The organism is Pseudovibrio flavus, from assembly GCF_009711345.1.
Taxonomy (GTDB): Bacteria; Pseudomonadota; Alphaproteobacteria; order Rhizobiales; family Stappiaceae; genus Pseudovibrio; species Pseudovibrio flavus.
Window position 1 is genome coordinate 267658 of the sequence record NZ_SMMA01000063.1, and the last position, 15751, is coordinate 283408.

16 protein-coding genes are annotated in these 15751 nt (G+C 50.8%); 9 read left to right on the plus strand and 7 right to left on the minus strand.

What is annotated here, in order from left to right:
- The 5 genes from E1162_RS13060 to E1162_RS13080 all read left to right on the plus strand — a co-directional run.
- The coding region (locus E1162_RS13060; RefSeq protein WP_306455038.1) for a Bug family tripartite tricarboxylate transporter substrate binding protein at nt 1–1007 on the plus strand (1007 nt) is incomplete at its 5' end.
- Nucleotides 1008–1033: 26 nt separating this feature from the next.
- A complete protein-coding gene (locus E1162_RS13065; RefSeq protein ID WP_155131671.1) occupies nt 1034–1489 on the plus strand; it encodes a tripartite tricarboxylate transporter TctB family protein in 456 nt (151 codons plus the stop codon).
- Nucleotides 1490–1500: 11 nt separating this feature from the next.
- The gene (locus E1162_RS13070) at nt 1501–3006 is read left to right on the plus strand and encodes a tripartite tricarboxylate transporter permease (RefSeq protein WP_155131674.1); all 1506 of its coding nucleotides are present in this window, start codon (nt 1501–1503) and stop codon (nt 3004–3006) included.
- Nucleotides 3007–3024: 18 nt separating this feature from the next.
- A complete protein-coding gene (locus tag E1162_RS13075; RefSeq protein ID WP_155131677.1) occupies nt 3025–3399 on the plus strand; it encodes a hypothetical protein in 375 nt (124 codons plus the stop codon).
- Nucleotides 3400–3584: 185 nt separating this feature from the next.
- Nucleotides 3585–4727, plus strand: coding sequence for a TolB-like translocation protein (locus E1162_RS13080; protein WP_257098958.1), 1143 nt, complete (start codon nt 3585–3587; stop codon nt 4725–4727).
- Between the two features lie 78 nt (nt 4728–4805).
- On the opposite strand, the gene E1162_RS13085 is transcribed toward E1162_RS13080, so the two are convergent.
- The 7 genes from E1162_RS13085 to E1162_RS13115 form a co-directional block, all read right to left on the minus strand.
- Nucleotides 4806–5126: a cupin domain-containing protein gene (locus E1162_RS13085; RefSeq protein WP_155131684.1), complete on the minus strand. Its 321-nt coding sequence runs from the start codon at nt 5124–5126 to the stop codon at nt 4806–4808.
- A 102-nt stretch (nt 5127–5228) separates the two neighbouring features.
- On the minus strand, nt 5229–6518 hold the full coding sequence (locus tag E1162_RS13090) for a TRAP transporter large permease (protein WP_155131687.1): 1290 nt from the start codon (nt 6516–6518) through the stop codon (nt 5229–5231).
- A 1-nt stretch (nt 6519) separates the two neighbouring features.
- A complete protein-coding gene (locus E1162_RS13095; protein ID WP_155131690.1) occupies nt 6520–6987 on the minus strand; it encodes a TRAP transporter small permease in 468 nt (155 codons plus the stop codon).
- Between the two features lie 115 nt (nt 6988–7102).
- Nucleotides 7103–7936, minus strand: coding sequence for a 5-deoxy-glucuronate isomerase (locus E1162_RS13100; protein ID WP_155131693.1), 834 nt, complete (start codon nt 7934–7936; stop codon nt 7103–7105).
- 91 nt (nt 7937–8027) lie between these two features.
- Entirely contained in the window at nt 8028–9005 is a 978-nt protein-coding gene (locus tag E1162_RS13105) for a TRAP transporter substrate-binding protein (protein WP_155131696.1), read from the minus strand.
- Nucleotides 9006–9149: 144 nt separating this feature from the next.
- Nucleotides 9150–9869: a FadR/GntR family transcriptional regulator gene (locus E1162_RS13110; protein ID WP_155131699.1), complete on the minus strand. Its 720-nt coding sequence runs from the start codon at nt 9867–9869 to the stop codon at nt 9150–9152.
- Between the two features lie 302 nt (nt 9870–10171).
- Nucleotides 10172–10948: a DeoR/GlpR family DNA-binding transcription regulator gene (locus E1162_RS13115; RefSeq protein ID WP_257098962.1), complete on the minus strand. Its 777-nt coding sequence runs from the start codon at nt 10946–10948 to the stop codon at nt 10172–10174.
- 217 nt (nt 10949–11165) lie between these two features.
- Here E1162_RS13115 and E1162_RS13120 point away from each other — a divergent pair, with 217 nt between their 5' ends.
- From E1162_RS13120 to E1162_RS13135, 4 genes are all read left to right on the plus strand, one after another.
- Entirely contained in the window at nt 11166–12161 is a 996-nt protein-coding gene (locus tag E1162_RS13120) for an ABC transporter substrate-binding protein (RefSeq protein ID WP_155131705.1), read from the plus strand.
- A gap of 84 nt (nt 12162–12245) precedes the next feature.
- The gene (locus E1162_RS13125; RefSeq protein WP_155131708.1) at nt 12246–13289 is read left to right on the plus strand and encodes an ABC transporter ATP-binding protein; all 1044 of its coding nucleotides are present in this window, start codon (nt 12246–12248) and stop codon (nt 13287–13289) included.
- Nucleotides 13286–14971, plus strand: a complete 1686-nt coding sequence (locus E1162_RS13130) for an ABC transporter permease subunit (RefSeq protein ID WP_155131711.1) — start codon at nt 13286–13288, stop codon at nt 14969–14971. The genes E1162_RS13125 and E1162_RS13130 overlap by 4 nt, the downstream gene beginning before the upstream one ends.
- A gap of 6 nt (nt 14972–14977) precedes the next feature.
- On the plus strand, nt 14978–15703 hold the full coding sequence (locus E1162_RS13135; protein ID WP_155131714.1) for an HAD family hydrolase: 726 nt from the start codon (nt 14978–14980) through the stop codon (nt 15701–15703).
- The last annotated feature ends 48 nt before the right edge of the window (nt 15704–15751 follow it).

Sequence of the window (15751 nt, forward strand, 5' to 3'; positions counted from 1 at the left end):
GCAGGAACAAGGCTAGCAGAAGGGGCAAGGCACATATGTTCGGAACCGCAAAACGAACCATGGCAGCAATCGGTCTGACGCTTGGAGTTGCTTTAGCAAGCAGCGCGCAGGCCGCGGACTTTCCAAAAAAGCCGGTTGCAATGATTGTGGCCTATAGCCCGGGAGGTGGAACCGATACCGCCGCACGTGTTCTGGCGAAATACATCAAACCTCACTTGGGTCAGCGTCTCATCATCCAAAATAAGCCGGGTGCGGGTGGTCAAATTGGTTTTACGGCTTTGGCAAACGCAAAAAACGATGGCTACAAGATCGGTTTCATCAACGTTCCTTCCATCTTCCTCGTAAAAATGCTCCGTGAAGGCGTTCCTTACGAGATGGGTGATTACGAGATGATCGGTAACATTCAGCTTGATCCTGTCGTTCTTACCGTCCCTGCAGATAGTCCATACAAAACCTTTGCTGATCTGATTGCGGCTGCAAAAGCGGCTCCAGATGAAGTTACTGTTGGTGGAGACGGTCCGCAGTCTAACAACCAACTGCAGTTGGTAGTTGCTGAAGATCTGCTCGGCATTGATCTGAATTTCGTACCATTCAACGGCTCCGGTCCGGCAATTACCGCAACACTGGGTAACCAGATTGAGGCTTCCGTCCCTTCCGCTAGCTCTGCAACCAGCCATATCCAAAGCGGAAATCTTAGGGCGCTCGCTGTATTCGCTGACAAGCGCTACCCGTTCCTTCCTGATGTGCCATCCGTTGCTGAAGCGACAGGTGTTGAGGTTCCCGGCATTGGTGCATCCATGCGAGGTGTCGCTGTTCCTAAAGGCGTAGATGAAGACAAGCGCCGCAAGTTGGAGGCAGCATTTAAGGCTGTGGTTCTGGATCCTGCATTCAAGGAACATGTTGAACGCATGGGGCTTCCTCTCGCCTACATGAGCGCGGACGAGTTCACCTCTTACCTCTCTGAGGCTGAAGCCGGCGTTGCGAACTATGTAGAGCTGCTCAAATAATTGAACAAGTAAAGGAGGCCAGATCCATGACAACTGAAAAGAAAAGAGACAGTATCTTCTGCGGTCTGGCCTTTTTCTCTGCTGTTGCAATTGGTAGCGTCAGCTTTGGCTATGAACTTCAAAGTTCATATTTTCCTCGGCTGCTATCAATTTTCTTAGGTGCTTTGGCAATCGGACTTTGGGTTCGGGTGCTGAAGTTGGAGTCAGCAGGCCCCAACCTAAAATTGTCAGAGGATGTACGCGCCCAGCTTTGGGGTTTCGCCAAAATCCTTGGCGCCGTACTCATCTATATCCTCGCTATTCAGCTCACTAACTACGCGGTGGCAACGCTGCTGTTCCTTATCGTGATGATGGGCCTACTGGGTGAGCGAAACTTTGCACGTATGGCACTAGTGGCTGCTGCAGTTACAGGTGCGCTCTATTACCTCTTCTTCATCTTCCTCGGTGTGACACCACCCGAGGGTCTGGTGATCTTCAGCTAAAAAGACCAAAAATGTTAGAGAATTTACTTCTTGGCCTTTCGGTGATGATGACACCGATGTCCCTTCTTGCTGTCCTCGCAGGCGTAACAGGTGGGGTGATTATTGGCTCTCTGCCGGGCTTAACCAGCACCATGGGCGTGGCGCTGCTTATTCCGCTCACCTTCTCAATGCCTGCCGAAGCCGGTTTGGCAATGCTGGGCGGCATCTACCTAGCTTCAACATACAGCGGATCTATTTCCGCTATCCTTTTGAATATTCCGGGAACGCCAGCAGCTGTGGCCACGTTGTTGGACGGGCACCCAATGTCCAAACGAGGTGAGAGTACAAGAGCGCTGGCACTTGCAACTTTTGGCTCTAGCATCGGCGGTATTCTGTCGATCATCGCTCTGTTCCTCATAGCTCCCCCTCTGGCTGCCTTTAGTTTGAAGTTCGGAGCGCCAGAGTATTTCCTCCTTGCTGTATTTGGCATCACGGTCATTGCATCTTTGTCCGCAGGTGCCATGGAAAAGGGGTTGATGGCAGGGGCGTTCGGTTTGCTGTTGTCCACCATTGGCGCGCATCCGGTGACTGGTGATCTGCGCTTCTCGTTTAACTCACCGGTTCTTTATGACGGTATTCCGATGGTGGTCTCTCTGATTGGCCTCTATTCGATACCGGAAGTTATTTCGATGGTTTCTCGCAAGCGGGCCGATATCGGAAAAGCTGCTGAGGCAGAGCCTCGTGGCGCGCTAAGCTACCTGCCAGAGGTCCTAAAGCAAAAGCTGAACATTCTCCGCTCTTCTCTAATCGGCATTATTGTTGGCATCATCCCGGGCGTAGGGTGTTCTGTCGGCGGGTTCTTGTCCTACGACGCAGCAAAGCGCGGTAGCAAGCACGCAGAAGAATTCGGCAAAGGCAGCGCTGAAGGTGTTTTGGCATCGGAGACTGCGAATAACGCAGTAACTGGCGGAACGCTAATCCCACTACTCACCTTGGGTGTTCCCGGTAATCCTGTAACTGCGGTATTGCTCGGCGGATTGATGATCCACGGTCTGCGTCCGGGAGCTGAACTGTTCACGCTAAATGCTGACATCACTTACGGCTTTATTGTCAGCTTGCTGGTGGCCAACATCTTATTCGTACCTATCGGCCTTATCTTCGCGCGCTACTGCGCCAAGGTTATTCAAATACCTACCAGTGTATTGGCGCCGTGTATTTTAGCACTCGCAGTTATCGGGTCTTACTCCATCCGCGGCTCGGTAGAAGACATCTTGATCATGCTCTTTATGGGTTTGGTTGGGTTTGTGATGAACCTCTTTGCTGTACCTCGCGCACCGCTGGTTCTGGGTCTTGTCCTTGGAACGTTGGCCGAGAGTGAACTTGCTCGCTCACTGGCGCTGGTTAGAGGTGATGTCCCTGCCTTCATGATGCAGCTGGTTACGCGCCCGATTTGCATCGTGCTCCTCATCTTTTGCGCTTATGCGCTCTATCAAGGGGTAGTTCAGCACCGCCGAAATCCGCAGCTACTGGACGACTGATTTAACATGGAGAGAAACGTGACCAAGATTATTTGCAGTATTTCAACGATGCTTGTTGCTACGTTCATGGGAACTTCCGCCTTTGCAGGCGAGTTAATGGTGAACGGATCTGCCAAGATGGACAAGAAGGGCGAGATCACCATTTCCGGCAAAGACTTCCCGAAAGGGGCTGAAGTCACTTTGATTTTTACCACAGCTGACGGCGTGGACAGCGATATCAGCTATGCGCTTAAGCCTGCACCGGTTGCAGATGCCGATGGTAACTTCAGCACCACTTGGTCCTATGGCCGCTTTGTGAAGAAAAAGCTTGTAGCTCCGGGCGAGTTTTCCCTGCTGGCATCGGATACGGACTTTAACCCGCTCGCAGAAACCAAAATTACCTTCGCCGAATAATAATTGCAGGAGGCGCTATGTCGCCTCCTAATTCCCCTCCTTCAGGAAACTCCTCCATGACCCGCCAAACCATGCTCTGTCCCTCGCGAAAAGTCGGGACGGGAAACGCTCACCATTTCTTTGGCTACTATAATAAGTCAAATTTTGACGGTACCGGCCAGAGGCTTCTGGCGCAGCAAGTGCCAATGCGAACAGCAGACCTGACTGGCCGTGAAATCGCTGAGGTGGGGTTCTTTGACCTTGCGAATGAGGATCAGTTCCACGTGATTGGAACCACATCCACTTGGAACTGGCAGATGGGTTCACAGGTTCAATGGTTGGGCGGCAAGAACTATCGTCAAATCATCTACAATACGCGTCGGGAAACACCTGACACGACGCGGCCGTATCCCGAGTACCGTGCAACGATCCATGATCTTGATACGGGTGAAGACCGGCACCTACCGCTGCCTGTTTATATTGTTGCGCCTAATGGCAAGGCCGCGTTTTGTGTCAACTACTCACGTTTTCAGGTTACTCATCCTACGATCTGCTATCGGGCATGGTACGGTGAACCTACTCTCGAACTTGCTCCGGAAGATGATGGTATCTTTCGAATGGACATTGAGACAGGCCGGTATGAGCTGATCCTTAGTCTTGCCGATCTCAAGCGGTTCCAGAATGTGCCATCCATGGAGAAAGCCATCCATTGGGTTACGCATATGGAGATGAACCCGTCCTCGACGCGGCTTCTGTTTATTCACCGCTGGACCGAACGCGTTGAAGATGAAACGTGTTTCTTGCACCGGCTCTTCACCTGCGATCCAGACGGCTCAAACCTCAGACTGCTGGAATGCTCCGACCATCCGCTGCCGCAGTTGGAGGATAACTTTGATCCGAATTCGGTCGGCACATTCGACTATGAAAAGTCCGAATACCAAATTTCTCACCCGCTTTGGAAAGGCGACGACCATGTCATCGTTTGGGGGCCTCATGATGGAGAGATCCACTATCATCTCTACAATGATGTGACCGGAGAAGCGGAGGTGATTGGCCGAGGTGAGCTCAATGAAAACGGCCATATGACGTACTACAACGGCGGAAATTGGATGCTTTCCGATACCTATCCGGATGATGTGACCGACGAGCGCTTTTTGTTTCTATGGGATTCAGCCAAGGAACAGCGAATAGACATCGGCGTTTTCAAGACTGACCCGAACCTTGGCAAAGAAAACCGATGCGATTTGCACCCGCGCTGGAGCGCTGATGGCAAATCAGTTTGCATAGACTCCATCCACGAAACGGAGCGTCAGCTCTATATCGTAGATGTGAGCGGGATCATGGAATAAGAAAAAAGGGGAGGGCAGCTTTTGCCGCTCTCCCCATTTGCATATAGGCTGAGTGGTTCTGGCATTCTAACCAGTCGATTAAAGATAATCGTCTCTGCAAGGCGTAAAGGTGTCGAGCAATACGCCCTTTTCAACGCATGTGCAGCCATGCGGGACGTTAGATGCCTTGAACATCGCATCGCCCGCTTTCACGCGTTTGGTTACGCCGTCAATTGTGAAGTCGAAAATGCCTGAGAGCACGAAACTTGTTTGTTCGTGTTCATGTGAATGTATTGGCCCGACTGCACCTTCTTCGAAGTAGATCTTCACCGTCATAGACTTGTCAGAGTGCGCAACGATTTCTCGTTTCATGCCGCCGCCAATGTCTTTCGCGGTTCGGTCACTTTCATAAATAAACATGGAGGTTGCTCTGGCTTTGTTGGCGAGGTGTTGCCTGCAACGTTAAGAGCCGCAGGCAACTGTGTTTGAAACCAAGTTATTGAAGTGGGTGGCTTAGTGGCCTCACATCAACAGATTTGGAAGGAACATGACGATTGAAGGGATCAGCACGAGCACGAGCAGGAAGCCAAGCAATGTTCCGATAAACGGTACAGCATGTTTACAGGTATCAATAAATCGAGCTCCGGCGATACTTGTCGTGACGAACATCAAGACCGCAACGGGCGGCGTGGTCGCACCGATCTGCGTTGCAATAACCATAAGAACGCCAACGTGGATCTGATCAAAGCCGAAGTTCTGAGCAACGTAAGCGGCGATTGGCACGAACACGATCAGAACAGCCAAACTTTCCAAGAACATCGTCAGCACAATCACAGTGGCAAGCAAAGCGATAAGGATGACAGTCGCGTTGTCAGAAAGCGTTGATAGTGTTGCAAGTACGAGCTGGTTAAAGTTGAGGTAAGCAAGCAGCCAACCCAATGCGCCAGCCATAGAGATGATGCCCACAACAGTTGCGGTTGTTACTGCTGCCTCAAGAATAACGCGAGGCATATCCTTTAGTTTGAGCTCTTTGTAGACAAGCACGCTCACGAGGAAGGAATACAAACTTGCGACAACGCCAGCTTCGGTTGCTGTAAACACGCCAGAGAAGATGCCGCCCAGAATGATTACTGGAGCAAGCAGCGCGACCCATGCTTCACGAGCAGCCTTTAGCAATTGGCTGAATGATGCTTTCGGTTCGCGGTGATTCAGCTCTGGATAGTTCGGCAAAAACGCCAGCAAACGAACCATTACCATCATCATGACGGCCAGTAGAAGGCCTGGTAGGATGCCGCCTATGAAAAGCCCGCCAATGGAAACGCCGGTCATTGCGCCATAGACGATCATTGTCATACTTGGTGGAATGATCGGGCCGATAGTTGCTGCAGAGCCTACGATTGCAGCAGCGAGACCGGGCTGATAGCCCTTGTCTTTCATAGCCGGAATGATGATGCCGCCGATAGCTGCTGCCTCTGCGGTTGAGGAACCTGAGACGTTGGCCATAGCGGTACAAGACACAATTGCAGTGTGAGCAAGCGAGCCGCGATAATGACCCACGCAGGCCATACCGAAGTTGACGAGCGCTTGGGCCAAGCCGCCTTTTGCCATGAGTGCGCCAGCCAGAACGAAGTACGGTAGCGCCAACAGCGAAAATGAATCCAGCATCGCGAAAATTCGCTGCGGGAACAGAGCGAAGTTGATGCCATCAATGAAGTACATGCCGCCGGCACCAACGAGGCCAATGGCAAGAAGAATCGGTACACCGATACCAACAAAGCCCAGAAGAATAGCAAAGAGAACGAGAAGAACCATCTTACTGTGCCTCTACTGGTTTGAGGATTGTTTCCCTGATAATTCTTTCAGCCGCGCAAATAACTAGGTAAGTGCTGCCAATAACCAGGCCGAAGTAGACGTAGTTCATTGAAATATCGAGACCGGAGCTGATCTGGTTGCGGCCAAGGCGCAGGAGCGGCTGAATACCCCAGATAATCAATCCCCCAAGAAGCATCCACATTGCGTCGATGAGAAGAACAAGCCAGCGACCGTACCTGTCAGGAAGCATGTTCATCAGAATATCGACGCCGATATGCGCGCCGCGTCTGTAACCGATAGGGATTGCTAAAAAGACTAACCAGATATGCCCATAACGCTGGAACTCTTCTGACCAGCTGAGAGAGATATTGAAGAAGAAGCGATTACCTACTTGTCCAAGGCCCACAAGAACAATGGCAACGAACAGCAATATTACCGCTGTTTCGAAACATTTATGAACGATGTGCATGAAAAACTCCCTTCATAAGGGTGCAGCTTTCCAAGCCCGAAAGCGCCTGCGCTTTCAGGTTGGAAACTGGGAGTTGTTGTGATTTAGAAAACCCCGCTAACGGTGTCTTTCAGAGCTATTTGAATGCTGCGCGCATGTCTTTAATGCCGGGGATTCGTTCAGCAATGTACTCGTGAGTAGTCTCGAAGCGCTGGACCAACCCCCTAGCAGTCCTTCCTGCCAGAATGGTGAAGACATATTTTTGGTGCTGTGGAGAGGTCGCTGTAGGATGGTAGCCTTTATCAATAACCGCCGTGTCGCCATTGCGTGTTGCAAAAGCCTTCATGTCATCACCGTCCTCATAGAGGAACTGCACACCAAAACCTGTCTCGGGGTTCAAGCGATAATGATATACCTCTTGGTGGTCTGTTTCGCCGTCACCATCGGTGTCGTGCTTGTGTGGAGGATAGCCAGACCAGCAGCCTTCATCAGCATACAGCTCACTAATGAGAAGGTTACCTGCTCGGCCATTGCCATTTTGTCCAAGAAGATGAGAGATACGGCGACGGGATTTGGTTTCGTTTGAACCAACATCGACGGTCTGGATCTCTTCAATCGGAATGAAGAATGGCGCAAAAGTGCGATCACACACCATGCCTGCAATGGCGACTTCAGTATCGGTGTGAGCGACTAGCTCAACCTTTTCGGCAGTGCCTGCATAGACGCTTTCACCCGGGCCATCCCAAACGCTATCTCGCTTACCGATGTTCTCGAATGTTTCTTCGTCAACAATAATATCAACGCGGCCAGACATTGGGGTGAAATGGGTTTCTAGGCCCTTCAAGTCCAACACTAGTCGTTCGCCAGCGGTAAGGCGCACTACGTTGAAGTAGACTAGGTCAAGTTCGCCTTTGCCAGGCTCTACGATTGGTTCATTTTTATTGTCATAGGCTTTTATGATGGAAGCCATGGATTGTTTATCCTTGCAGCTCTGCTACCGAAGAAGGTCTTTTGGGGAGGAAAAAAGCAGGGCTAGTAAAAGCCCTGCTTCAAACTGAAAGTCAGCCTTGCTCTCGGATCTTCGCGAGTATTTCTGTCGCGCCGAGTTCTTCTGCTAGACGGTCCTGCACTTCCAAAGCCGTATCACGGAAAGGAGTTACGTCGATTTCATGAATCTTCATACCTGCTTTTTCCAGCAACTCCATTGTCTCTGCCTCGCGCTGTAGCGCCAAGCCCCGCTGCGCATCACGAGCCAAATTAGCCGCCTCTTGAACTTTTGCACGTTGGTCGTCATCCAAGCGGTTCATGAAATCGGAGGAGCAAGCCAAAACCAAAGTTCCAAAAAGGTGATTGGTTTTTGTTAGATACTCGGTCACTTCGTAGAACTTGTTGCCATATGCTACGGACGCGTTCTGTTCGAGGCCATCGATAACTCCAGTTTCCATTGCTGTATAAACTTCACCAAACGCCATTGGGGTTGCGTTCGCACCCATCGCCTTGATGGTTTCTACGTATGTTTTTGTCGGAATAGTACGGATTTTCAAACCGGCAAGTTCTTCTGGGGAGGTAACCGGCTTTCCATGAGTTAGAATATGACGAGCACCCCAGCTATCAAGGAATGCAAGAATGTCTATGCCACTTGAGCGAAGGTCTGCGCGCAGCTCATCACCAATTTCTCCGTCAAGAACAGTGTGAATATGATCGTAGCTTGACCAAATGTAAGGAAGGTCTACAACGCCCATCTTCTTGCTGAAATTGTTTAGAATTGCAGTACCGGAAATTGAGCAACTAGCGCCTGTTCCCAGCTGCATTGCTTCGTACACTTCGCGTTCCTGACCCAATTCGTTAAAAGGGTGGATCGTTACATTCACATTTGGAAGTTTTTCTTCAAGGTAGTTCTTAAAAAACCACATTGATTGGTGAATGTCATTATAGAGGTCAGCCTGCTGAGAATGCGATAGGCGAACGTCTAGTGCATTTGCAGATCCTGCTGCGAGCATGAATACACTCGCAACACTAGCAGCTAGATACTTCTTCATAGTTTTCTCCCATGGTTTGGCGCCGTCGCCAAAGTGTGCTTTGCACAGTTGTCACGCGCCAGAAAAATGGGCGCATGAAGCCGTTGCCTGTCGAATCCCTCCCCGACAGGCCATTCCGGTCATTCCAATGTCACGAACTGTCGGTTAGTCGCTTAAGCGCGCCGACGAAAGGTGTCCTTTTCGACCCTCTTCACAGTGTGTCCGCATGGCCCGAGCTGCTCGCTCCCCATCACCAGATACAACTGCTTCAAAAATTTCCGTATGCTCGCGCAAGGCTCCCTCCTTACGCGTTTTGCTACAGGTATTGTTCTGCCTTGCTAGCTCCACGACCTCTGGAGCCATTAAGCCCACAAGCACGCGCATAACAGGGTTTTTCGCCATATCTGCGAGGTAAAGATGAAAGCGCAAATCCTCCTCATGCGCATCCATGCCGGAACCGACCGCATCAACAAACTCTTGATGGCGAGTTTCTAGTTCCTTGAGTTCCTCTGGCGTCCCGTTCAAAGCAGCGAGTTCAGCAATACGAACTTCGATAACCTCACGAGTTTCCATCAGGCAAGCAATGTCCTTCTTGGACATTGCCAAAGCATCAGAAAAAATACTCTCGGTTGCACGAACGCCTGTGTTTTTGACGATTGCGCCGTGCTGTTTTCTTACCTCTACAAGACCATAGAACTCGAGTTTCATGAGCGCTTCTCGCACATGAACTCTATTGAGCCCGAATTGCTCTGAAAGCTTGCGTTCAGAAGGAAGCAGGTCTCCAGTCTTTACATCTTCTTTCAAGATGGCGTCTTTTAGTTGCTTGAAAACAACTTCCGAAGGCTTCTCTACAACAACTGGCTGTAGCTTTGACAAGAGAGACATGTTTACTCCTAACCTTGAGTTGAAGGCTAGCTAGCTATTGCTCATTGGTCAACCAATAGGCAATGCGTATGGTGTTTGCCCTAATATATCATCGCCTTGCGTCATGTTGATGAAGTGGGTGAGAGCTAGCCGCGAAGCCTGGGGGGTGGAATTAAATGCAAATAAACGTAGCTGACTGAGTGACGGTTATGTCAGTTCAGCAGTGATTACAGTGGGCCACACTGTGTGATTGGCGTTTTTGTGCACAGCGACTCAGCAAGCCAATGAACGATTGAGTCGTGCTGACGGCCGTCCTGCTTTCACTAATCAGCTTGCAGCAGGACCACTTCCTTTTTGTGTGCAAGATCAATGAGATCGTCAGAAGGCGGGCCGTTCACCACTGCAATGTCGATTTCAGAGAAGTCTGCCAAGTCGACGAGCCCAGTAATGCCGAATTTGTCCGAGGTGAGAGCGAGAATCGTCTGGCCCGCCTTGTCCATTGCAGCGCGCACGCGGCTCACTTCAAATGCGTCATCATCTCCAAGGTGCCCGCGATGGTTTAGGCCGGAAACAGCAACCACAGCAAAATCGAAGCTAAACTGCTCGATGAACCCGTCATCCAGTGGACCGACGATTGCGCCGTCCAGATGACGAACGATTCCACCCGGAATAGCGACGGTGATGTCATCTCTATCTGTGAGACGAGCAGCACATCGGAAGCTGTAGGTAACGACCCGTAATCCACGGCGGACAAGCAGCGCTTCGGCGATAGCTTCGCAGGTTGTGCCACTGTCGAGGAACACAGAAGCACCGTCAGGTATGAGATCAGCTACACGTTTGGCAATAACCAGCTTTTCAATCGGTTGTGCCATCTGGCGTTTCATGTAGGTGCCTTGATCAAGCACACCCGCGAACGTAACGCCGCCATGGGTCTTGCGCACCTTTCCCTCAGTTTGCAGGGCCAGAACATCCCGCCGTATGGTTTGTTCTGATACGGCAAGTTCTTGAGAAGCTTCTGTAAGGCTCAGGTAACCACGGGCTTCAATTAGATCCAGCAGTGCCTGGTGCCGTGACACCTTTGCGGCATCGTCTCTTGCCATTATGTCATCTTCCTTACGCATTGCCGGAGCCGCGAGGCGAAACGCTGAGCTTTGAGCATTTATAAGCAAACTGAGTTTTTCTTGAATAGGTATTCAGCAAATTTCACTCCGCCGCACAAGATGGTACGTGTGTATACTTAGGTATTAGTTGTAATGAAAATGACATTATGACAGAAACTCGACACCGCATTTTTATGCTCAACTCAGAGGAGACCCTATGACCCGCGCCCTAGTGACCAGTTCCTTGATCGCAATGATGTCAACTTCCGCTCTTGCCGGAGACATCACCGTCTACACGTCCTACGAAGAGGACGAGGCGGCGGCCTTCCTCGATCTGGCACGCGAGGCATTGCCGGACGTAAACATCAACATGCTGCGCCTTTCCACTGGTGACCTTGCTGCTCGCATCATCGCGGAAAAGGGTAATCCTCAGCATGATGTTGTTTGGGGCTTTGCTGCTTCCACAATCGTGAACCCACAGATCAAAGATACTCTGGAGCCATATAAGCCAGCAGGTGTTGAGGCTATTCCTGCCGCGTTCCGCGCTAAAGATGGCACTTGGTTTGCTGTGACCGGTTACATGGCAGCGTTTTGTGTAAACAACGAGCGCTTGGAAAAGCTGGGCCTTGAAATGCCAACCTCATGGGCGGACCTCACTGACCCTGCCTTCAAAGGTGAGGTTGTGATGCCTAACCCTGCTTCCTCCGGTACCGGATATATTCAGGTGAGCTCCTTGCTGCAGATGAAGGGCGCAGAACAGGGCTGGGCGTTTCTTGATGATCTGGACAAGAACATTGCTCAGTACATCAAGTCTGGTTCCAAGCCATGTCACGCAGCGTCTGCCGGTGAGTACACCGTGGGTGCATCCTACGACATGCGCGCTATCAAGAACATCAAGGAAGGCTTCCCTATCAGCATGGTCATTCCTGCTGAAGGTTCCGGCAATGAGCTAGAAGCAAATGCTCTTGTTGCTTCCTCCAAGAACAAAGAGGATGCCCGTCGTTTCCTTGATTGGACTGTGACTGATGAAGCTGCAACTGCGTACCTTAAGTGGAAGGCGATTGTAACTATTCCTGGTGGAACGATGCCACAGCACTTCCTTGATGCTGGTCTTCCTGCTGACACCAACTCGGTTCTCCACCCAACCGACTTTGAAGCTGCTGCAAATGACCGTGATGCGATTTTGGCAGAGTGGCAAGGCCGCTACGAATAACAGCCTGCTGATCAATTAAGTTGTTTTGATTTTCGGTATCGGCCCCTCAAGGGGCCGCTGCCAATTTAAGTGTTTGGAGAAAGTATGTCGCTTGAAGTGCGTGGGGTTTCAAAACTATACGGGTCTGTGAAGGCTTTGGACAATCTGTCGTTGACTGTTCCTGATGGCAACTTCACTTGTTTTCTGGGCCCATCTGGTTGCGGTAAAACCACGTTGCTGCGCATCATCGCCGGGTTGGAGAGCGCTGACAGCGGTCAGATTACTCTTGGCATGAATGACCTTTCCCAAACGCAGCCCTCAGAACGAAATTTTGGCGTTGTTTTCCAATCGTATTCCCTGTTTCCAAATCTGAGTGCACTCAAAAATGTGATGTATGGTTTGGAATGCCGCGCATGGCCAAAGGCAAAAGCCAAAGCCCGCGCAATGGAAATGCTGGACCTCGTTCATCTTGCTGATCAGGCAGATAAGTTGCCTTCACAGATGTCTGGAGGACAGCAGCAGCGTGTTGCGATAGCGCGTGCCATCGCACCACAGCCGTCTCTTCTGCTTTTGGATGAACCACTATCAGCGCTAGATGCGAAAGTGCGCGCGGAGCTGCGTTCTGAGGTGAGAAAAATTCAGCAAGATATTGGCATCACAACAATTATGGTGACCCATGACCAGAGTGAAGCACTGGAAATGGCGGACCAAATTGTCGTGCTTCGGGGCGGGCAGGTAGAGCAGGTGGGTACCGCTCGCGAACTCTATCATCACCCGAGAACAGAGTTTGTGGCCAACTTCATTGGCACGATCAACTCGCTGGCGGTGGAACCCAATGACAAAGGCAGTCTGATGTTTGGTTCGGCTCCACTGGTTGTTCCTGATAGCCAAGGCAGCATTAGAAAGCTGGGCGTCAGACCGGAAGCGGTAACGATTTCATCGTCTCCGGCTAAGACCGACAATTCGCTTGCTGGCATTGCCAAAACAGTCCGCTTCCTTGGCAACTACAACGTTGTCGAGGTGGCTCCTGATTGCGCACCAGATCAGATTATCAGCGCCGAGCTCAGAGGTGATCTAGCGCTGCCGTCCGAGGGTGATGCGGTTTATGTCAACTTCAACAGCGAACAGCTACGGGAGCTGCAAGCATGAGTGAAGTTGCACTCCTACTGCAGAAGCAGGTTTCCAAAGGCTCATGGGTAAACGACAAGAAGGTTGCACTCATCGTATCCGGCGTCGTGTTAGCGATGATGGTTGCCTTCCTGATTGTGCCTATCCTTTCAATCCTCTCCCGAAGTTTTGCGGTTAGCGACGGCTTTGGCCTTGAAAACTACATCAATACTCTTGGCACGTCCCGTATATGGGAACTTGGCCTGAACAGTGTTGTTATGGCCTCCCTAGCTGCAAGTATCGCGGTGAGCCTCGCGTACGCCTATGCCTATGCCCTTCAACGCACTGACCTACCTTTTAAAGGTATTCTTCGCATCGTAATTATGGTGCCGTTATTCGCGCCTTCTTTGGTGCAGGCGCAGGGCTTGATCTTTCTGCTAGGCCGAAATGGTGTCTTCAACCGCTTTCTAGGGTTTGATATCGACATCTACGGTTTTTGGGGCGTAACGCTGGCCAACAGCCTTTACACTTTCCCATACGCGTTTCTCATACTATCTGCAGCACTCGCCGTTTCAGATGCACGACTATACGAAAGCGCTGTGGTGATGGGTGCCAAGCCTTTCCGCATCTTTAGAACCGTAACTCTGCCTTCGACACGATATGGCATCTTTGCAGCCATTTTCGTTGCCTTCTCCCTCTCTATTACAGACTTTGGTAACGCTGTCGTTATTGGCGGTAATTTCAACGTTCTAGCAACCGAGATTTACAACAAGGTGATTGGGCAGGGACAGTTTGGGCTAGGTGCAGTGGTTGGCGTAATGTTGCTAATGCCAGCTGTGATTTCAAAATTGCTGGAAAAGCAAATTTCCAAGCGCCAGCATGCACAAGTGACAGACCAATCAACGCCGCTTCAGATCCGCCCGAACCGTTTGCGCAACTTGGTTTTTGGTAGTTATGCATGGACGATTGCTGCCATCTTCCTATCCGTACCGCTTATCGTCTTTGTCGCGAGTATCGTGAAGCTATGGCCATACAATATGGCTTTCTCGCTCAAGCACTATGCCTTCGATGTACAAAACGGTACCGCGCCTTTGTGGAATTCGGTAGGCGTGGCCTTTGCAACAGCATTTTTGGGCGTGGTGGTTGTAGCATCGGCGGCAATCGTGTCTGCCAAGTTTAAGACCGTGTTGAGCGGGCCGATCTCATTCCTCTCGATACTTCCAGCCTCTATTCCGGGTATGGTTTTGGGCCTTGGGTATGTGCTTGCATTCAACAACCCATCCAACCCGTTTAATATGCTCTACGGAACGTTCCCGCTGATTGTGCTGCTGTACATTTACTACAATCATGCTCAAGGGTTCTTGATTAGCAGCACCAGCTTGAAGCAGATCAGCTCCACGTTTGATGAAGCCTCGACCATGCTAGGCGGCTCGACATTGCGCACCCTTTTCAAGGTAACGCTTCCGTTGATCTGGCCTACGCTGTTGGGTGTCGGTGTGTTCTTCTTCATGCGCGCAATGGTTTCACTTTCCGCAGTTATCTTTCTCATCACCCCACAAACGCAGGTGGCGGCCGTTTCGGTCCTGCAGTTGTCTGACCGGGGCGCTGCCAATCAGGCGGCAGCATTTTCGGTCTGCATCATGCTCATCGTCATCGCGATGCTGCTTGTCGTCCGCCTCGTACTTTGGCTCGCTGGCGCGAAAAACGTTACACTTATTAGGTAAGTTCAGATGGCTCATTCTGATATTAAGGGCATTCTTTTTGACAAGGATGGAACTCTTCTCAATTTTGATGAAAGCTGGCGTCCGGCATTGCTAAGAGCTTCCAATGAGGCTGCCAAAGGTGACGAGAAACTGGCTGCTGCATTGTTACACGCAACCGGATACGACAGCGAAACAGGCAGCGTACTGAGCGGTAGCATTATCGGTGCTGGTAATACGCAAGATATCGCGCGAGCATGGGATGAGTACGGCTCACACCTTAAAGGTGATGAACTCATCATGGTTCTGGACCGGATCTTTGGTGCTGCAATGGAAGACGCTGTACCAGTTGATGGTTTGGAGCAGACAGTGAAAAGTCTGTTTGATGCTGGTTACGTTCTTGGTGTGGCAAGTAGCGATAGTGAAGCGGCGATTAGGATCTTTTTGAAAACTGTCGGCCTCTCTGAATTCTTTAGCTTTGTTGTTGGCTATGACAGCGGCTATGGCCACAAACCAGAGCCGGGTATGCTTCAGGCGTTTTGCAGTGACCGGTCACTAGCTCCGCATGAAGTCGTAATGGTTGGCGATAATCCGCAGGACATGAAAATGGGTAAGTCGGCAGGCGCTGGCCTGCGTGTTGGCGTTCTAACCGGTAACAGCAGTGAAGTAGATTTGGCCCCTCTTGCGGATGCCGTGCTCAATGACGTCACTCACCTTTCGACGGTCCTGAATAGGCAATCGACGCGAACATTCTGACAACTTTAATCTCTGAAATGTTGGAAACCCAATGAAGCCGCTTTGAAT